Origin of the sequence: Mycobacterium yunnanensis, from assembly GCF_025823185.1 — a bacterium.
Taxonomy (GTDB): domain Bacteria; phylum Actinomycetota; class Actinomycetes; order Mycobacteriales; family Mycobacteriaceae; genus Mycobacterium; species Mycobacterium yunnanensis.
Genome location: NZ_JACKVK010000012.1, coordinates 14,962 through 32,034, shown reverse-complemented (window position 1 = coordinate 32,034; position 17,073 = coordinate 14,962). Strand labels below are relative to the sequence as shown.

Annotated in this window: 20 protein-coding genes; 8 read left to right on the top strand and 12 right to left on the bottom strand. The window is 65.8% G+C overall.

The window, feature by feature from the left end:
- Positions 1-99: 99 nt before the first annotated feature.
- The gene (locus H7K45_RS23530; protein ID WP_263998462.1) at positions 100-1,533 is read left to right on the top strand and encodes an amino acid permease; all 1,434 of its coding nucleotides are present in this window, start codon (positions 100-102) and stop codon (positions 1,531-1,533) included.
- The gene (locus H7K45_RS23525; protein ID WP_263998461.1) at positions 1,530-2,843 is read left to right on the top strand and encodes an NtaA/DmoA family FMN-dependent monooxygenase; all 1,314 of its coding nucleotides are present in this window, start codon (positions 1,530-1,532) and stop codon (positions 2,841-2,843) included. The genes H7K45_RS23530 and H7K45_RS23525 overlap by 4 nt, the downstream gene beginning before the upstream one ends.
- 53 nt (positions 2,844-2,896) lie before the next feature.
- Here H7K45_RS23525 and H7K45_RS23520 read toward each other — a convergent pair whose 3' ends face one another.
- From H7K45_RS23520 to H7K45_RS23510, 3 genes are all read right to left on the bottom strand, one after another.
- Positions 2,897-3,766 (bottom strand): TIGR04222 domain-containing membrane protein, encoded by an 870-nt coding sequence (locus tag H7K45_RS23520; RefSeq protein WP_263998460.1) that lies wholly within the window; start codon positions 3,764-3,766, stop codon positions 2,897-2,899.
- A 55-nt stretch (positions 3,767-3,821) separates the two neighbouring features.
- Positions 3,822-4,763: an aromatic alcohol reductase gene (locus tag H7K45_RS23515; protein ID WP_263998458.1), complete on the bottom strand. Its 942-nt coding sequence runs from the start codon at positions 4,761-4,763 to the stop codon at positions 3,822-3,824.
- Between the two features lie 279 nt (positions 4,764-5,042).
- The gene (locus tag H7K45_RS23510; protein WP_263998457.1) at positions 5,043-5,612 is read right to left on the bottom strand and encodes a TetR/AcrR family transcriptional regulator; all 570 of its coding nucleotides are present in this window, start codon (positions 5,610-5,612) and stop codon (positions 5,043-5,045) included.
- Positions 5,613-5,738: 126 nt separating this feature from the next.
- Here H7K45_RS23510 and H7K45_RS23505 point away from each other — a divergent pair, with 126 nt between their 5' ends.
- From H7K45_RS23505 to H7K45_RS23495, 3 genes are all read left to right on the top strand, one after another.
- The gene (locus H7K45_RS23505) at positions 5,739-6,473 is read left to right on the top strand and encodes an SDR family NAD(P)-dependent oxidoreductase (RefSeq protein ID WP_263998455.1); all 735 of its coding nucleotides are present in this window, start codon (positions 5,739-5,741) and stop codon (positions 6,471-6,473) included.
- An 8-nt stretch (positions 6,474-6,481) separates the two neighbouring features.
- Complete coding sequence (locus H7K45_RS23500; protein WP_263998454.1) at positions 6,482-6,904, top strand: nuclear transport factor 2 family protein; 423 nt, start codon at positions 6,482-6,484, stop codon at positions 6,902-6,904.
- Positions 6,905-6,970: 66 nt separating this feature from the next.
- Positions 6,971-7,597 (top strand): NADPH-dependent F420 reductase, encoded by a 627-nt coding sequence (locus tag H7K45_RS23495; RefSeq protein WP_263998453.1) that lies wholly within the window; start codon positions 6,971-6,973, stop codon positions 7,595-7,597.
- Here the strand turns inward: H7K45_RS23495 and H7K45_RS23490 are convergent.
- Genes H7K45_RS23490 through H7K45_RS23465 form a run of 6 tightly spaced genes read right to left on the bottom strand, consistent with a single transcriptional unit; the run spans position 7,543 to position 10,841 of the window.
- On the bottom strand, positions 7,543-8,409 hold the full coding sequence (locus H7K45_RS23490; protein ID WP_263998452.1) for a CbtA family protein: 867 nt from the start codon (positions 8,407-8,409) through the stop codon (positions 7,543-7,545). The genes H7K45_RS23495 and H7K45_RS23490 overlap by 55 nt on opposite strands.
- Positions 8,400-8,633 carry a CbtB domain-containing protein gene (locus H7K45_RS23485; protein ID WP_263998451.1) on the bottom strand — a complete coding sequence of 78 codons (234 nt, stop codon included), beginning with the start codon at positions 8,631-8,633 and terminating at the stop codon, positions 8,400-8,402. Before H7K45_RS23485 ends, H7K45_RS23490 begins: the two co-directional genes overlap by 10 nt.
- A gap of 12 nt (positions 8,634-8,645) precedes the next feature.
- Positions 8,646-8,957, bottom strand: a complete 312-nt coding sequence (locus H7K45_RS23480) for a nitrile hydratase accessory protein (protein WP_263998449.1) — start codon at positions 8,955-8,957, stop codon at positions 8,646-8,648.
- Positions 8,954-9,574, bottom strand: a complete 621-nt coding sequence (gene nthA, locus H7K45_RS23475; RefSeq protein ID WP_263998448.1) for a nitrile hydratase subunit alpha — start codon at positions 9,572-9,574, stop codon at positions 8,954-8,956. Before nthA ends, H7K45_RS23480 begins: the two co-directional genes overlap by 4 nt.
- Positions 9,571-10,305 carry a nitrile hydratase subunit beta gene (gene nthB / locus H7K45_RS23470; RefSeq protein ID WP_263998447.1) on the bottom strand — a complete coding sequence of 245 codons (735 nt, stop codon included), beginning with the start codon at positions 10,303-10,305 and terminating at the stop codon, positions 9,571-9,573. The genes nthA and nthB overlap by 4 nt, the downstream gene beginning before the upstream one ends.
- The gene (locus tag H7K45_RS23465) at positions 10,302-10,841 is read right to left on the bottom strand and encodes a DUF1097 domain-containing protein (RefSeq protein ID WP_263998446.1); all 540 of its coding nucleotides are present in this window, start codon (positions 10,839-10,841) and stop codon (positions 10,302-10,304) included. The genes nthB and H7K45_RS23465 overlap by 4 nt, the downstream gene beginning before the upstream one ends.
- A gap of 171 nt (positions 10,842-11,012) precedes the next feature.
- Here H7K45_RS23465 and H7K45_RS23460 point away from each other — a divergent pair, with 171 nt between their 5' ends.
- Positions 11,013-12,047 (top strand): GlxA family transcriptional regulator, encoded by a 1,035-nt coding sequence (locus tag H7K45_RS23460; RefSeq protein ID WP_263998445.1) that lies wholly within the window; start codon positions 11,013-11,015, stop codon positions 12,045-12,047.
- Between the two features lie 749 nt (positions 12,048-12,796).
- On the opposite strand, the gene H7K45_RS23455 is transcribed toward H7K45_RS23460, so the two are convergent.
- Genes H7K45_RS23455 through H7K45_RS23445 form a run of 3 tightly spaced genes read right to left on the bottom strand, consistent with a single transcriptional unit; the run spans position 12,797 to position 14,333 of the window.
- Positions 12,797-13,324, bottom strand: a complete 528-nt coding sequence (locus H7K45_RS23455; protein ID WP_263998444.1) for a nuclear transport factor 2 family protein — start codon at positions 13,322-13,324, stop codon at positions 12,797-12,799.
- Positions 13,325-13,376: 52 nt separating this feature from the next.
- On the bottom strand, positions 13,377-13,697 hold the full coding sequence (locus H7K45_RS23450; protein ID WP_263998443.1) for an EthD family reductase: 321 nt from the start codon (positions 13,695-13,697) through the stop codon (positions 13,377-13,379).
- Between the two features lie 60 nt (positions 13,698-13,757).
- The gene (locus H7K45_RS23445) at positions 13,758-14,333 is read right to left on the bottom strand and encodes a hypothetical protein (RefSeq protein WP_263998442.1); all 576 of its coding nucleotides are present in this window, start codon (positions 14,331-14,333) and stop codon (positions 13,758-13,760) included.
- Between the two features lie 402 nt (positions 14,334-14,735).
- Here H7K45_RS23445 and H7K45_RS23440 point away from each other — a divergent pair, with 402 nt between their 5' ends.
- Both H7K45_RS23440 and H7K45_RS23435 read left to right on the top strand, forming a co-directional pair.
- Complete coding sequence (locus H7K45_RS23440) at positions 14,736-15,530, top strand: enoyl-CoA hydratase/isomerase family protein (RefSeq protein WP_263998441.1); 795 nt, start codon at positions 14,736-14,738, stop codon at positions 15,528-15,530.
- Complete coding sequence (locus H7K45_RS23435) at positions 15,527-17,062, top strand: acyl CoA:acetate/3-ketoacid CoA transferase (RefSeq protein WP_263998440.1); 1,536 nt, start codon at positions 15,527-15,529, stop codon at positions 17,060-17,062. The genes H7K45_RS23440 and H7K45_RS23435 overlap by 4 nt, the downstream gene beginning before the upstream one ends.
- Positions 17,063-17,073: the final 11 nt, after the last annotated feature.

Sequence of the window (17,073 nt, the reverse complement as noted above, 5' to 3'; positions counted from 1 at the left end):
GGAACGTTACTGTAGCAGCCGTTCGGCGTCATGTGATCTCTCTACCTTCGGTCGCAGAAACGTTCCTGCATCGGCAGGAGCACGGCCGGAGGAGCGCCCGTGGACGACATCGCGACCCGTGCAGGTACGAGTACGGTCACCGCCACCGCACCGATGCGACGCGAGTTCAGCATGTGGTCGGCAGCCATGCTGGGCTTCGTCTTCGTCTCGCCGATCGTGGCCATGTACATGGTGTTCGGACTCGGCCTGGCCGCGGCCGGACCCGGTTTCTGGTGGGCCTTGCTCGTCGTGCTGATCGGGCAGGTGCTGATCGGCGTGACGTTCGGTGTGCTGGCGTCACGGTGGCCGATGGCCGGCGGGGTGTACCAGTGGTCGCGGCGCTTGCTCGGGCCGGCCTACGGGTGGTTCGCCGGATGGGCCTACATGTGGACGCTGATGATCACCTTGACCGCGGTGTCCTATGGGGGCGCACTGTTCGCCGCGGCCGCGTTCGACCTCGACACGGACGACCGGACACTCATGACGGTCATCGGGATGGTGATCCTCGCCGGCGCGGTGCTCGTCAACGTGCTGGGCCGCGCGGCAGTGCGGACAGTCGGCTTCCTGTGTCTGGTCGCCGAGGTGGTCGGTTCCGTGGGGATCGCGTTCTGGCTGTTGTGCTTTCACTCGGTGAACAGCGTCGCGACGCTCGGCAACGGGCTCACCTGGCCATCCGGAACGGCCTTCATGGCCACCCCGTTCGTGGTCGCGATCATGTTCGCCGGGTGGTCCTTCCTCGGTTTCGAGAGCGCCAGCACCCTCGCCGAGGAGGTCCGCGAGCCCCAGCGCGACATCCCGAAGGCAATCGTCGGATCCCTCGTTGGCGTCGGACTCGTCGTGCTCCTCACGTGCTTCGCCTTCTTGATGGCCATGCCCGAGAGCGCCGCCGCCGCGGCCGACCCCGTCGCGGCCACGCTCACTGCGTATCTCCCGCCGCCAGCCTTCAAGGCGGTCATGATCCTGTTCGTCGTCGCCTACTTCGCCACCGTGGTGGCGGTCAGTTCGGCCGTGTCCCGCATCGTGTGGTCCTACGGACGCAACGGAGAATTGCCGGTGAGCCGTCACCTCGGCAGACTGCACCGGCGGATCAACACCCCGACCATCGCCACCGTGGTCACCGGCGCGATCGGCATCCTGCTGTACTTGCCGTTCCAGAGCGTGCAGATCTACACACTGCTGGTCACATTCGTCACCGCAGGCTTCTTCCTGTCGTTCGCCTTCCCCATCGTCGGGCTGGCGGTCGCCAAGATGCGGGGCACCTGGGATCGTTCGGAACCGACATTCCTTGGCCGCGCCGGGCACGCCGCGGGATGGCTCGCCCTCATCTGGGTGATCGCCGAGACCGTCAACGTGTTGTGGCCTCGCACCGGCACCCCGTTGGTCGACTGGGCGCCATTCATCGTCACGGCCGCATTGTTTGGCATCGGCCTTGCCATCCGGACCGGCCTAAAGCTTGCAACCCCCGACCAAGAGAAAGTAGTGGCACACCCGTGACAGACAAGAAGTTCCATCTCGGCTGGTTCATGAACTTCACCTCCGACCTGTGGACCGGACCGTTCGAGCAGGGCGGCGGAACGCCGTGGGACGGCCAGTTCTACGTCGAGATGGCGAAGAACCTCGAGCGTGCCGGCTTCGACTTCATCATGATGGAGGACAAGCTGGCCGTCTCCGAGGCGTTCGGCGGCACGAAGGAAGCGGTGCTCAAACACGCATTCGGCATGGTGCCCAAACACGATCCGGCGCCCCTGGCGGCGTTGATCAGTGGCGCCACAAGGCATCTCGGCATCGTGGCCACGCTGTCGACGCTGGGCTACCCGCCGTTCCTGCTGGCTCGGTTGTGCTCGACGATCGACCACATCTCCCACGGACGGTTCGGCTGGAACATCGTGACCAGCGCCGAGAACGCCGCGGCGCAGAACTTCGGTCTGGATCAGCTGCCGCCGCGGGAAGATCGCTACGCCATGGCCGACGAGTACATGGATCTGGTCAACCAATTGTGGGATTCGTGGGAGCCGGACGCCGTCGTCGTCGACCGTCAACGCGGTATGCACACCGATTTCACCAAGGTGCACGAGATCAACTTCCACGGCAAGTACTACAAGTGCCGGGGACCGCTCAACACCGCGCCGTCGCCGCAGATCCGGCCGACCTTCTTGCAGGCCGGCGGATCCCCGCGGGGCCGCGACTTCGCGGCCAAGCACGCCGACGCCATCATCACGATCGCCGACGGCGTCGACGGGATGCGGGACTACCGCGCGGACATCCGTGGCCGGGCTGCCGCCCAGGGCCGCGATCCGGACCAGATCAAAGTCATGTACCTGGTCATTCCGACGTTGGGCGAGACCACCGAGGAGGCACAGGCGCGACGCGAACGATTGGTCACCTCCCAGGCGTTCGCCGAACAGTCGCTGTCGCTGCTGTCGTCGATCACCGACATCGACTTCGCCGAGTTCGATCTCGACTCGCCACTGCCCCATCTGACCACCAACGGCGAGCAAGGCTCACTGGACAAGTTCCAGCAATCCGGTTCGGGCAAGACACTGCGGGAACTCGTCTACGACGCTGCGGAGTTCACCTCGTCCTATCCGCTGATCGGTACGCCGTCGGCCGTAGCCGACGAGATGGAATGGCTGATGGACGAGGTCGGCGGCGACGGTTTCCTGATCACCCTGCACAACCAGGGCGTGAGCCGCAGACACGTCATCGAGGTCACCGACGGTCTCGTGCCCGAATTGCAGCGACGGGGTGTCGTCCGCACGCAGTACACGAAGCAGACCTTGCGAGAGACGTTGCGGGAGTTCTGACGACGTCCGACGTGGACTCGAGGTGGCGAGCTCCGGCCAGATGGCCTCCGGTATCAGGTGCCACCGAAGGTGACGGCGTCGTATTGTGGCCGATGTCGCGGAACCCCAATGGCCGACGCAAACGTCGGGTCTAGCGCGTACAGCGACTCGCCCCCGAATAGAGCAACGGCAATAGCCGCCGCGGCGGGAGTGTCGAGGGGTGGCTCGTGCGGTGGATGCCGGCGCCGCCGGTGGGTGAGAAGCGCACCGAGCAGCCCTGTTTCGACGACCCGCCTCGGTGGTGCGAGGTCGGAGTGGCGTCGCCGCAGATCGCTCAGCACGGCCCTCCCTGCGAGGGTGCGCTTGGGCACCGTCACCGCGAACGCCGTGAGAAGGCCGATGAGAACGGTGGCGCTCAACACCTTGCCGACCGGCGCGCCACTGACGAGGTCCGTCGCCACGCGTGCCATGCCCATTCCCACGACCAGGAACTGCGCGTACACGAACCAGCGGGCGCGAGCACGCTGCGTCGGCGTCAGCAGAAACCCACCTTCCTCCAGTTGGCTGCGAATCGACGTGAGTGACGTCGCGACCGCGGGGTCACGATTGAGTTCACCTGCGGTCACTCCGCTCGTCGTCGCCCCGTAGATCGCCCGACCCAGTCGTGTCGCGTTCACCGGTAGTGGCGCGGCTGGCGAGAGGACGCCGTTGGGAGTCGCGTCGACTGCGCCGGCACGGCGCAGCTCGCTGAGCGCGGCGTACACGGCCAGCTGAGGACCTCCTGTCAGAAAGCCTGCGTGATAGGCGTCGACGGCGTCGCTGGACCCGGGGAACCGACGGAACGCGAAGTACCGGTACACCATCGATGTGACCGCGACGATCGCCGCGACCACCACGTACCAGTTGACGAAGGTGTGGTCGGAGATCCCCCATGCTCCATGCATGCACACATCATCGCCGCCGGCGCGGCCCAACTGCTCCGAAAGGCCGACTCTTCGATCAGATCCATCTGCCGTCAGAGGTAGCGCTCACCAGACGACCGCGGGCCCATTGCTCCGCTGTCAGAGTGGGAATGCCGTGAGTTACGTTGTAGGAATCAGACTTTGGCCACGATACGCCAATCCCCCGCGCGAAGACCGCCCGATACTTGCTCATCCCGTCATGGGGGTCCCGGTCGACGTCGCCAAGCAAATACGGGACCGTCCACAGGTTGCGGGTGACGGGTATGCCTCCCACTCGCTCGACGACATCTGCGAGTTCGCGATAGCTGATGGTGTCGCCGGCGACGTAGACGACTTGATTGACGATGCGGGGCCGGGACTGAATGATCTCGGCTGTCAGGGTCCCGATGTCCTCGGCGGTGGTGACGGTGACCTCCGTGTCCCAACTGCCAAGGGCATTCACCGTGTGATTGGCAGCGTCCACGACGCCGAAGCCGGGATCGAACAGGAAGCTGGTGAACATGCCGGTGGACACGATCACCCACTCGGTCGCGGTTTGAGCGCGCAGCAAGTCACGGACGTCGAGTTGCTCGTCGAAGAGGTCCTGCGGGCTGCCGCGGCCGATCACATCGTAGTCCACGCCGAATTGCCATGGTAGATAACGCGGTACCCCAGCCTGCAGGACGGCATGGGTGAGCTTCCTCTGCGTTCCGGGACCTGCGGCGAAGCCGATGCAGCTTACGACGGTCGAAAACGGCCGGAGCAATTCGGCCAGCTCGTCGACCGGTGCCGTCGCCACGTCCGCCTCGGCGACCGTCACACCACGGTCGGCCAGGTCGGCGCGCAGGCGAGTGCCCTGCGGCGTGCTGGAGGGCCGCAGCAGGACGGTCACCGGACCGGCGTCTCGATGGTGCGACAGCGCCTGTACGACGTTGCTGCCGAGCTCACCGGCCCCGATGACGAGTATTCCGGACTGACGTGATGACTCCTGTGGTGACATTGCCTCTCCTGGGTTCATGTGTCTGGAGTGAGAGCTAAACCATGCCGGCGGGCCGGAAACGCCCGCGGCGGTGACGGCGGAGCGTTCCGGCAAGGGGCTAGCGCGCAGGTGGCAGATCTCGAGGTAGGCGAAGTTGCACCGAGTTCGTCCGCGGCGGCTGAAGTGTCATTCCTCCATCGAACAGAGGAGACCGGGTTCGCATTCCCCATGGCCGTCGACGTGCAGCCTCTCGCCGCTACGTCGTCGAGGTGATTGATGGCTCAGCGTGCGCGCATCCAGTCACTGCGGGGGTAGGGCGTCGTCGATGAGCACGACGGCAATGGATGCGGCGGTCGCAAAGGTGTCTGCGTCGAGAACGCGGTTGCGTGCCGAGGCGCCGTCGAGCAGCAGCGCCAGTTGCTCGCCGAGTTGCTCGGGTTTGGGGGCGCCGGCCTCGCGGGCGGTGTCGGTCAGCCGTGCGGCGAAGGCCATCTTGTAGTCGCGCGCGCTCAGGCGGGCCGGGTGGGCGGGGTCGTGGAGTTCGACCGCGGCGGCGATGAACGGGCACAGCGGCGAGTAGATGTCGAAGACTGCGAGAAGCCGCTCTCGGGGCGTGAGGTCGGTGCGGTCGAACACCTCGGGAAGGATGTCGGGGTCGAACCGGCGGAGGTGCTCGGTGATCAAGTCGTCCTTGCTCGGAAAGTGTTGGTAAAACGTTCGTTTGGACACTTGGGCGACTGCGCAGAGTTGGTCCAATCCCGTGCCGTTGATGCCCTGGTCGCGGAACAGTTGCCGTGATGCACCAAGGATGCGCTCACGTGCGCCCCGGCCCCGGCGCACGCCGCGCGGCCCCTTCTCCAACTCGGTCACGTCTGCAGCCTAACCCATTTCGGTACGAATCGGTGTACATAGCTTGCGCCCGCAGGATCGACCCGATACGTTAAGCACGTCAATCGGTGTACTTAACGTCGTCGTCACCAATCGCAGGGAGCAATCATGGGAAAGCTGGATGGCAAGGTCGCGGTGATCACCGGTGCGACGAGCGGGATGGCACTTGCCGGTGCCAAGTCGTTCGTCGACGAGGGCGCGTACGTGTTCATCACCGGCCGACGTCAGGAGGCCGTCGACGACGCCGTGGACCACATCGGCCGTAATGTGACTGGCGTGCAGGGCGATTCGGCCGATCTGGCGGACTTGGACCGTCTGTTCGACACCGTCAAGCGCGAGAAGGGCACGATCGACGTGTTGTGGGCGAGCGCTGGGGTCGGCAAGCAGGCCCCACTTGGCGACATCACCGAGGAGGATTTCCACGACGCCTTCTGGCTGAATGCGCGCGGCACCCTGTTCACCGTCCAGAAGGCGCTCCCGCTCCTCAACGACCGTGCCTCGATCTTCATGACGGGGTCGAATGCATCGCTGCGGGGCTACCCGAGTTGGAGTGTGTACGCCGGAAGCAAGGCAGTGTTGCCTGCCTACGCGCGGGCATGGGTGTCGGAGTTGCGAGACAGGAAGATTCGAGTCAACGTGCTGACCCCCGGTCAGGTGGCCACGCCGGCCCTGGAACAGGTGATGACCGAGGAGCAGAAGGCACAGTTCGAGTCGGTGATTCCTAGGCGAGAGTCAGGGCACCCCGCGGAGATTGCCTCGGCCGCAGTGTTCCTCGCCTCCGACGACTCGAGCTACGTCAACGGTCAAGAGCTCGTGGTCGACGGCGGCACCACCGTCATCTAGGAGCAGCCATGACGACACCAGCCCGACACCGCGACACCGTGATTGCCTTCGTCGACGGCATGCACGGGGGCGCCGACGACTCCGCGCTCTCCCCCATCCTCGCCGAGAACGTCGTGATGTTCGGCCCACTCGACGACTCACCGGTCACCGGTCGCGACGCGGTTCTGCGGGCCATACAGGCAATCGGCACCGTCGCGACACACCTCGCTTACGACGAAGTCCTCAGTGGCACAACCCACCACGCCGCACACTTTCGTCTCCAGGTCGACGAGACCGTCGTCGACGGAGTCGACTACATCCGGGTGGACGGGGACGGGAAGATCGCCGAGGTGACCATCTGGTGGCGGCCACTGCCGTCGGGGGTCCGAATGCAGCGACGCCTGGCCAGCCTCCTCGGCATGACGCCGTGGGAACTACTGACCGAAACCTAGAGACGACCTTGGCAACGTCCTCGCCACCGGCGTGGGCGTCACGAGACACACGCAGGAGAGAAGATCATGAGCAGCATCAGCATCATCGGCACTGGCAACATGGCCCGAACCATTGGCACCCTTGCCGTCGCAGGGGGTAACGCCGTGGAGATCATCGGACGCAATGCCGCCAAGGCCGCAGCGCTGGCCGCGACACTGGGTGGCGGCACCGCCACCAAGCCGTTCGGCGCCGCCCCATCCGGAGACATCGTCATCGTGGCGGTGAGGTATGCCGATGTCGTTCCGGTCGTCTCTCAGTACGGAGAGGCGCTCGCGGGCAAGGTCATCGTCGACCTCAGCAACCCGTTCAACGACGCCGCCGACGGGCTCGCCATCCCCGATGACACCTCGATTGCGCAACAGGTCTCGGAGGTGGCCCCGGCCGACGCCCACGTGGTGAAGGCGCTCAACACCGTCTTCGGGCACGTCCTGGACAAGGGCCACAGGCCCGACGTCTTCTACGCCGGTGATGACCTGCAGGCCAAAGCAGACGTGTCCAGATTCATTGCCTCCCTGGGGCTGCGCCCGCTCGACGTCGGCGGCGTGAAGATGGCGCACTGGCTGGAAGGAGCTGGTCTACTCCTGATGGGTGTGGCCCGTCACGGAGTGGACGACTTCGACGTCGCGCTCGGCGCCACCACGTTCACTGCGTGAGGGACCGACCCGCTCGCGGGGCGGCGTGCAGCGGTTCGACCGCGGCCCCCGAGGATCCCCGAGAGCACGCCGATGACCAGCCACGTCAACGCGTGAACGGCCATCGAGTAGACCCGGAACTCGCCGAGGACCTCGGCCGGGAAGCCGTCGAGCAGCAGCCCGTCAGGCCCGACGATCGGGCCAGGGACTTCGTGAAAGTTGGGTAGCAGCAGCATCGCAGTCAGGATCACCGCGGCGTAGCCGCTGACGGCGGCGCCGGCGGCCCGCCAACCTCCCCACCGTCGCGCCCATGCCAGTCCAGCCGCCAGCGCCACTCCCGCGGTCACCACCGAGACGACGGTCATCGTCAGGAACGCCGAACTCCGCGCCCCGATGGTGTCCTCCAATCCGACCGTCGGCGGGTTCGCCGGATACTTCAACCCGGGGGCCAGGGCGATGGCGACGAACATGCCCGCGGCCACCAAGAGCGCCAGGGCCGAGGCGTCAGGCCGGAAGCCGCGGCGCACCAAGACGCCGCGAACCACGTGATGGACGACGGCGAACAAGATGCCCATCGCGATGCCGAACACGATGACGCCCACGGCGGCACCCACGTTCTCCTGGACTGCGCGGGTGAACAATTCGTGATCGTGGCCGTGGTCACCGCCGCCGGCAAGCTGGGCCTCGACGTGCTCACGCGCGCCCTCGTAATCCACCGCGGCACTGATGAGCGGCTCGATCAGCAGCCGACTGAAGGCGACGGCGACCAGTCCTGCTGCCGCACCCGGTACGAGAAAGCCGATCGCCGCACGGGCGTCGCCGCTCAGTGGCACGGAAACCCCAGCAGGTGACGCGCGTCGTGCACGAACTCGTGAACATGGGTGTCGGAACCGAAGACCGACACCGCGCCCTGGTCGAAGCCGAGGAAGTAGTAGGCGGTCAGCGCGAGAAGCGTCACCGCCGCGAGCCACGCGGGCGTGGCAACGGCGGCGGCGATCCCGCGCGCGTCGACGCGCGGAGTCGGCAGGGCGGGAATGGCAGGGGTGGCGGGGTTCATCTGGTCGTCCTCCTAATGGTCGTGGTCGTGGGCAACGGCGTGGTCGTTGGCATCGGTGAGAACCGGGGCCGTCAACAAGTGGTGGCGGTCGACGAGCTTGTCGAGGGTGGCGACCCAGTGGTCGTAGTACTCCCATTGCCCCCGTTCGGCTTCCGGCGCAGCCTCCCACTCTCCGATCGTCGCGATGAGGCCCTCTTGGAATTCGCTCCAGTCGTAGTGTCGAAACTCCGACAGCGCGAGCGCCAGCCCGAACGCCCGCCGCTGCCAATCGTGGTCGAACTGCGGTGCGGCCTGGTCGGTGGTGCAGGTCTCGTGCAGCATCATGACGCCGGCCCGGCCAATGCGACGCCAATCATCGCTTCAGTGGTCACCAGGTCCATCAGCATGTCGTCGGTGAAGTGTTCGGTGCCAGCGGGCCGCTCGGGAATGACGAACCACCGCGAATGCCCACTGGAGTCCCACACCTTGATCTCGGTATCGGCGGGCAAGTCGACCCCGACTTCGGCGAGCACCTTGCGCGGTTCCCGGGCCGCCCGGGCCCGAAAGGTGGGGTCCTTGTACCAGTAGGGCGGCAGTCCGAGCACCGGCCAGGGGAAGCACGAGCACAGGGTGCAGATGACCAAGTTGTGCACCCCCGAGGTGTTGGCCACCGCCTGCAGGTGCTCGCCTTCGGCACCCGCCATACCGTCGGGCAGGTCCATCTCGGCAATCGCCGCGGGTGTGTCTGCGACGACCTTCTCGGCGAAAGCCGCATCCTTCCAAGCCCGTACGACGATCTTCTTGCCGTTGAGCGGTGTCATCTCGGTCTCGAAGTAGGCGAGCACCTTGTCCACGGTCTGCGGGGTGATGACGCCCTTCTCGATGAGCAGGGCCTCCAGGGCGGCGACCTTCTTGGCGCTGGCCTCTTCACGGTCGGGTGGATAGGCGAACTGGTCGGTCATGATTCCTCCTCGATGGGCGCCAAATAGGCTTCGAACAGCTCGGCGTAGAGCTTCTCCGGGCCCGCCTCGGCGCGCGGTCCCCAGATGTCGGTCGGTTCGAACTCGACGATGTAGATCGGCATGGGTTCGCCGATTCCGTCACCGGTGTGGGTGAAGTAGGCGTAGTCGCCCTCGAAGACGCGCTCCACGGTTCCGGTGCGGCCGCGAAGGTAGCCCGGCAGCCGACTGTGTGCGTCGGTGGACGGATTGGCGATCTCGACGGCAGAGCCGATCGGAAACTTCGGATGCGCGACATCGCGCCGCGGGCTGTCGCCCAGCCGCAGGTAGGCGATCACCTGATCGTCGATGGCCGCTTCGGGTGCACCAGTCGCCGGGGTGAGGCCCCCGACCTTGGCGGCCAGCTCCTCTTCGGTCACGTAACCCTTGTCGACGAAGAACTGGGTGATGCCACCCAACCACTTCTCGTAGTAGCGAAACTTGAAGTAGTCGAACGGGTTCATGGCCTCGGCCCCGGTGCGCAGGTCGGCCCACGTCCATTCGTCCTGAAAGGCAGTCGGCACACCGTCGATGGGGTACTCGGGCAGCGCCGTGCCGAGGTGCTTCGACAGCCCCATCATGGCGACGTGAATGCCGAAGATGCGCTTCTCCCAATCTTCGACGAAGACACGCCGTTCCATCTCCAGTGGTTCCGGTAGGCCTTCGAGGCCACCGAGATAGTGCTGCAGTTTCATGCGGGCGTTCCTTCGATCGGCGGGGGGACGGAACTCGTGGCGGGGGCGCCGGCTGACTTGGTCATGACGGTCGCGAGGTACTCCGAGAGCAAGCCGAAGCTCGCTCCGAGAATGCAGGCGACGGCGGCGACCAAGCCGGGATGGGAAATGGTGACGACGGTGACGTCATGGCCGCGTCCGGCGACCGTCGACACCGTGGAGGCGAACCCGATCACGACGGCAGGGGTGGTCGCCAGCAGCGGCACCCACGATGCCTGCACCATGATCGCACTGCCGACGCCCACCGCGATCGCGGTCACCAGCAGGCTGCCGCCCATGAGGTGGGCGGCGAACAAGCTGGCCGACGCGATCACGACGCCGACGATGTTCGACGACACCGACCTGACCCAGCCGGCGACGCCGCCCCCGACGAAGAAGAACGACGCCCATGCGAGGAACACCACCCAGATGGGCACCGTGATGACGTCGGCGGTGAGAGCGACCGCGAGGCCGCCGAGTACACCGATGCTCAGCGTCAAGGCTGTCCGTGAGTCCATGAAATGAGCTTGGAGTCAGGAGGTTTCGTAAGCATTACGTCGGCATTGCCCTGCCCGTCAGGTCCGGACATGAATCGGGCGATTTCGGACGTCGGCCCGCTCGCGTTGCCGTCCGAGAAACCCAAGACTACGTTGGCCTCACCTCACGGGCCACGGGAAGGACAGCCGCAGGTGTCCGACATCGAGCCGAAGGCGCCCAAGACCGTGGTGTTCGCGTTGTACGACAAGGTCACCTTGCAGGACGTCGCGGCGCCACTCGAAATCTTCGCCCGGGCAAACGATTTCGGTGCCAACTACGAGGTCACCCTGGTGTCCCCGACCGGCAGGGCTGCCGCCACGACGTCGTTCGTCTCACTGAACGTCGACATGGCGATGGCCGACGTGCCAGAGCGGTTCGACACCTTGATCGTGCCGGGCGGAGTACCACCCGACTTCTACTTCACCCCCGGTGAACACGACATCCCGGAGGAGAAGACGCCGGACGCCGTAGTGGAGGCTTTGCAGATGGTCGGCGACCTGGCGCCGCGAGCGCGCCGCGTCGCCTCGGTATGCACGGGGGCGTTCGTCCTGGCGGCGCTGGGCCTGCTCGACGGCCGCCGCGCGACCACCCACTGGGCGCACTGCCAAGAGCTGTCGCGGCTCTACCCCGACGTCGAGGTCGTACCCGATTCGCTCTTCGTAAAAGACGGCCGGTTCATCACCGGTGCCGGCATCACCGCGGGCATCGACCTCGGCCTTGCCATGGTGGAGAGCGACTTCGGTCCCGACGTAGCCCGGCGGGTGGCCCGCTGGATGGTGGTGTTCCTTCAACGGCCAGGCGGCCAGGCTCAGTTCAGCGTCTGGACTGAATCGGAACTGCCCGTGTCGGGCGGTTTGCGCGAGATCCTCGACGCGGTGGTCGCCGACCCGGCTGCCGACCACTCGATCGCGGCCATGGCCGATCGGGCGGCGGTCAGCGAACGGCACCTCGTCCGCATGTTCCGCGTTCAGGTTGGGATGACCCCGGCGCGATTCGTCGAGCAGGCGCGGCTGGAGGCGGCGAAGGTGCTGCTCGCGACCGGCGATCACGGGCAGGAAGCAGTGGCGCGCCGCGCCGGCTTTGGTTCAGCCGACACCATGCGACGCACCTTTCGGCGCGCGCTGGGCGTGTCCCCGAGTACGTACCGCAGCCGCTTTCGGACTACCGGCATTCACCAACCCTTCTAGCCGCTCTCAACCTCTGGCCGACGGTGGACAGGAAGCGGGTTGGAGGCCAAGGGCATTGCTCATCGCATTCTGATTTTGACAGGCGACGACCGCCGAATCTGGTGGCGTGTTCGGTCCCTGGGTCGACCTACAGGTGGGAGGTTGCAGACCGATGGCGACGGTCATGGCGCCCTGGTCTTGACACGCGGTCACCCCCGAATCCGGTGGCGTGTTCGGTCCCTGGGTCGACCTACAGGTGGGAGGTTGCAGACCGATGGCGACGGTCATGGCGCCCTGGTCTTGACACGCGGTCATCCCCGAATCCGGTGGCGTGTTCGGTCCCTGGGTCGACCTACAGGTGGGAGGTTGCAGACCGATGGCGACGGTCATGGCGCCCTGGTCTTGACACGCCGTCACCGCAGAATCTGGTGGCGCATTCACCGACGAGGTCGCCGACGGGGTCGCCGACGTCGGGCTGGTGCTTGAGGGGGCACTCGAGGTCTCACTGCTGTCGGACCCTGGCGCGGACGTGCTGCAGGGCGGAGGGTTGTAGCCACCGTTTTCGAAGCAATCGGGAAGGGCCCTGCCCGACGGGGCGACCCCACCGGCGACGGCAGCAGAAGCGATCACACACGCGACCACCGTGTGTAGGAGCACCCGCCGTGGCGGGGACACCGTCCGGTGACGGAGAGCGGAAACCTGCTCTTGCACCAGGTTTTGCGCAGCCGAACGCCGTCCGATCTGCACGTTCCAACCCTAGCGTGACCGCGTCACGAGAAGTAGGCGTCGAACTGGTCGACGTCCGCCAGGTTCGCCGCGACGTTCGCGACCTTGCCGTTCCGAATGGTCAAGACGTTGACGACATCCTGGTCGAGCGTCTTGCCGTTGCGCTCGCCGCTGTCGTGCAGTCGGACGGCTACCGTGTCGACTCCGTACGCAAAACCTTGAACCTCGATGCGCAGGCCGTACTGCGCCAGGACGTCGGCCAGCTTCGCGACCGCGTCGACCCCGCTGACCTGACCCGATACCACGCTCTCACCAGGAATCGTCCAGACGATGTCGGGCGCCGCGGTGGCGGCGATACCGGCGTGGTCGTCGTGTACGACGGCCGTTGCAAATGCGCTGACGATCTGTTGCCGCTGCTGATCCGTCAGTCCGGGATTGCCCGGCGAGGCAACCGCCTGTGGACTCCCGACGATCGACACGAAACCGATTCCAACCCCGCTCACCAGCGCCATCGTGGCGATGCGCGCTCGTCGCTTCATCATGGCTGCAGACGGGTTCGTCGATTCCTTCATCTCACTGCTCCCAGTTGGAGGTAGTCATGTCCCGCGCCAGTGCCGGGTGCGGTCAGCCCTGTGCCACTTCGACATCCGACATCAGAATGCGCACTCCACCATCGGCGAGTTGAAACAGCGCCTGGATGAAGGCCCCCGCCTCTGGCGTAGTCACGGCGAGGCAGGCGGCGTCGTAGTCGGCGAAGTACAGATCGATCATGCGGTACGCCGGTGTCGGCGTGCCGTCCTCCTTGGGCCACACCTTTGACGCCTCGAGGCGAAGATACCCCGGAATCTTGCGGGCAGCCTCCAGTTGGTCTGCCACGTATGCGGTTTCGAAGGCGTCGGGATCGGTGGGGTTGTCGTAGATCACCGTGAGCTTGGTTTCAGACATCGTAGATCTCGCTTTCGTAGGGGGGACGAGGAGAAGATGACGGGATTTCGAATACTCGGCTCAGCACAGCGCCGGGGCAGCCAGCCAGCTGAACCGCCCGAGCCGTGATCGCAACCAGGTGTCGAGGCTCCACGTCGACCCGGCCGCGGCGAAGAACAGCGCAAGCGAGGCGAAGACGTATCCCGCCGACGGGCCGAGATCGGTCATACCGGCGTGGAAGGGCAGGTGAAACCCTTCGGCTCCCGACCAGATGCCGAACGACAGCACCGCCGTTCCGATGAACGCGAGGTTGGACAAGACACCGAAGATCAAGGCCACGGCGGCGAGCGACTCGAGGATGGCCATCATGGTCGCGAAGAGGCCGGGGTTGGCCAGGGCGACGGTGTTCCAGAGTTCCAGCCATTGATGGATTACGGGCGTCTGGACCTTCCCGGCCCTACTGAGTTCGTCGGGCAGCGTCTGTCCCCCGCGAAAACCCGGCGACCACTTGAAGCTGGCGTCGACTGCCCAGAGAAGTCCGAACAGAATGCGTACGACGGCCGCGCCATGGAGCCAGCGCGTGCCGAAGACACCGCCGCGGGCCGTCGACGGAGGGCCCGCGCTAGCAGTTGGGATGTACGAGGACTGGATGATCACGGGGTTCCTTTCGATCGGTTCATCGATGTGAACACGACGTGGACTGCCACTTGGTTCAGCAAGGATCAACGGACGACCGACGGCCAGGCACGGGTCGTCATGATCGTGCCCGGCAACTGAGCAGGGACTGTCCCACACGATGCCGGGACCCCACGTTCATGGGAGGCCGCCGCAGACATGCTGACGACGACGAGGACGAGGCCGTTGGTGACTAGTATTTCCCGATAACGTTGCGCAGCAGTCTGTTTCGTACGTTGATATCCGGTTTGCCGATGACCACTCTGAACAGCTTCCTGCACGCTCGTCAGCTAAGAGGAGAACGGCCCTTGCCTAAATTCGGCGGCCGTTGTAACGTCGCTCACAACGCAGGTAACCGGTTACCTCAGGGCGGAGTAAGGCACGGTGGGTCAGGTCGAGCTCGAGAAGATCGGACCGGTGGGCGTCATTCGGCTGGTCAACCCGCCGTTGAACCCCCTCACCAACCACATGCGCGCAAGGCTGCGTGACGTCGCACACGACGTCACCGGGCGATCGGACATTCGGGCCGTAGTCCTGACGTCGCACGGTGACCGGTCGCTCTCGGTCGGATCCGACATCAAGGGCTTTCCTACAACCCCGGAGGCGGGACGAGCGGTATCCGAAGCCGAACACGAAGCCTACGACGCATTTGCCGCCATACCGCAGCCGACCGTCGCGGTGCTACGGGGGACGACGCTCGGCGGAGGACTCGAGCTGTCACTGACCGCTGACATTCGAGTCGCCGAGGAGTCGGCGGTGCTCGGCCTACCCGAAGTGAAGGTTGGCGTCTTCGCCTCGGGTGGGGGTACGCAACGACTGCCCCAGCTCATCGGAACGACCCGTGCCACACGGCTTCTCCTGCTGGGCGACAGCATTGACGCCGCCACGGCGCTCGACTGGGGTCTCGTCACCTTCGTCGTACCCGACCGCGCTGCAGAATCAGAAGCCCTGCGCATCGCCGAGCGGCTCGCAGCGCTGCCCCAGCTCGCGCTCCGCGCTTCGAAGCATTGCGTCCACACCGGACTCCTCCACGGCAGGAGTTCCGGAAGACAAGCCGAGATTGATTCCATCGCAACGATTTACGGCTCCGCCGACGCCCACGAGGGCGTTGCCGCGTTCATCCAGAAGCGCGAACCACGCTTCACTCACCAGCACGACACGGAAGGACCCGTTCGATGAAGGTCGTCGACGCCGACGAAGCAGTGCGTGCGATAAAACCCCGCGACACCGTGGTGATCGGCGGCTCCGGCGGCGGTCACGCCGTACCGGAGAGCCTGCTCGAGGCGTTGGAGCGACGTTTCCTCGACGACGGGTCTCCCACCGAGCTGACGACGGTCCACCCGGTAGGCATCGGAGACAAGTCGACCAAGGGACTGCACCGCCTACGCCATCAGGGTCTCCTCAAGCGGGTGGTCTGTGGAACCGTCGTCGATGCACCCGGCATTGCGGACGCCGCCAGCCGCAAGGAGATCGAACTGTTCACGCTGCCCCAAGGCTCGCTGTCTCAGCTGATGCGCGAGTCCGCAGCCAAGCGGCCCGGCTTGTTCACCGACGTCGGGATCGGCACCTACGTCGACCCCCGACTCGGCGGCGGACGCCAAGGCGCGGAAGCCGCCGACCCGCCGTCGGTGGCCGTCGAGGTCGACGGCCGTCCGCTCATCCACTACCGGCCCGTCACACCGCACGTCGCACTGCTGAGGGGAACGACCGCCGACACGTTGGGAAACATCTCCATGGAGGGCGAGGCATACTTCGGGGAGATGCTGTCGATGGCTCAGGCGGTCTACAACAACGGCGGAACGGTCATCGTCCAGGTGGCCCACGTGGTCGAGAAACACACGCTCGCACCGAAATCGGTGAAGATTCCGCACTTCCTGGTCCACCTCGTCGTGGTCGCCCCAGACCAGACGACGACCTACGAGTCGGCCGACAACCCGGGGTTCGCCGGAACGGCGCGGGTGCCCCTGGACGAGCTTCCGCCGCTGCCGAAGGGCCCCCGCGGGCTCATCGCCCGCCGGGCGGCACAGGAGCTGTTCGCCGGTGCGGTATGCAACCTCGGTTCCGGCATCTCGACGGGCGTAGCGATGGCGGCCGCTGAATCCGGCGTCCTGGATTGCGTCGTACTCACCAATGAGCAGGGCCTCGTCGGCGGACTTCCCATGAGCGGGCTCGACGCCGGCGCCGCCGTGAACTACGACGCGATGATCGACCAGCCCTACCAATTCGACTTCTACGACGGCGGGGGTCTCGACGTCGCGTTCCTCTCGTTCGCCGAAGTCTCTCCTCATGGCGACGTGAACATCTCACGCTTCGGCGGACGCATCGTCGGTGTCGGCGGGTTCGTCAACATCAGCCAAGGCGCCCGCACGGTGGTCTTCAGCGGAACCCTCACCGCCGGTGGCTTGGCGACGTCGTGGAACACCGCCACCGGTGCCCTCTCCGTCGACGCCGAAGGCCGGGCCCGCCGGTTCGTGGCAGAGGTCGAACAGGTCTCCTTCAACGGCCCACTCGCCGTCGAGCGCGGCCAGCGGGTCGTCTTCATCACCGAACGGGCAGTCTTCGAGATCAACGACCGCGGCGATCTCGAACTCGTCGAGGTCGCACCCGGCGTCGACGTCGAACGCGACGTGCTTGCGCTAGTTGGCTTCCCGGTCTCCATCCCTCATGAGCCAAAGGAGATGGACCGCTCACTGTTCGATCGTTCGTACTGAGATCACGTCGC

Bases quoted from the DNA above. Each gene is read 5' to 3' on its own strand.
- H7K45_RS23520 (WP_263998460.1), bottom strand. From the start codon at position 3,766: ATGCATGGAGCATGGGGGATCTCCGACCACACCTTCGTCAACTGGTAC.
- H7K45_RS23515 (WP_263998458.1), bottom strand. From the start codon at position 4,763: ATGTCACCACAGGAGTCATCACGTCAGTCCGGAATACTCGTCATCGGG.
- H7K45_RS23505 (WP_263998455.1), top strand. From the start codon at position 5,739: ATGGGAAAGCTGGATGGCAAGGTCGCGGTGATCACCGGTGCGACGAGC.
- H7K45_RS23500 (WP_263998454.1), top strand. From the start codon at position 6,482: ATGACGACACCAGCCCGACACCGCGACACCGTGATTGCCTTCGTCGAC.
- H7K45_RS23495 (WP_263998453.1), top strand. From the start codon at position 6,971: ATGAGCAGCATCAGCATCATCGGCACTGGCAACATGGCCCGAACCATT.
- H7K45_RS23485 (WP_263998451.1), bottom strand. From the start codon at position 8,633: ATGAACCCCGCCACCCCTGCCATTCCCGCCCTGCCGACTCCGCGCGTC.
- H7K45_RS23480 (WP_263998449.1), bottom strand. From the start codon at position 8,957: ATGATGCTGCACGAGACCTGCACCACCGACCAGGCCGCACCGCAGTTC.
- nthA (WP_263998448.1), bottom strand. From the start codon at position 9,574: ATGACCGACCAGTTCGCCTATCCACCCGACCGTGAAGAGGCCAGCGCC.
- nthB (WP_263998447.1), bottom strand. From the start codon at position 10,305: ATGAAACTGCAGCACTATCTCGGTGGCCTCGAAGGCCTACCGGAACCA.
- H7K45_RS23465 (WP_263998446.1), bottom strand. From the start codon at position 10,841: ATGGACTCACGGACAGCCTTGACGCTGAGCATCGGTGTACTCGGCGGC.
- H7K45_RS23455 (WP_263998444.1), bottom strand. From the start codon at position 13,324: ATGAAGGAATCGACGAACCCGTCTGCAGCCATGATGAAGCGACGAGCG.
- H7K45_RS23450 (WP_263998443.1), bottom strand. From the start codon at position 13,697: ATGTCTGAAACCAAGCTCACGGTGATCTACGACAACCCCACCGATCCC.
- H7K45_RS23435 (WP_263998440.1), top strand. From the start codon at position 15,527: ATGAAGGTCGTCGACGCCGACGAAGCAGTGCGTGCGATAAAACCCCGC.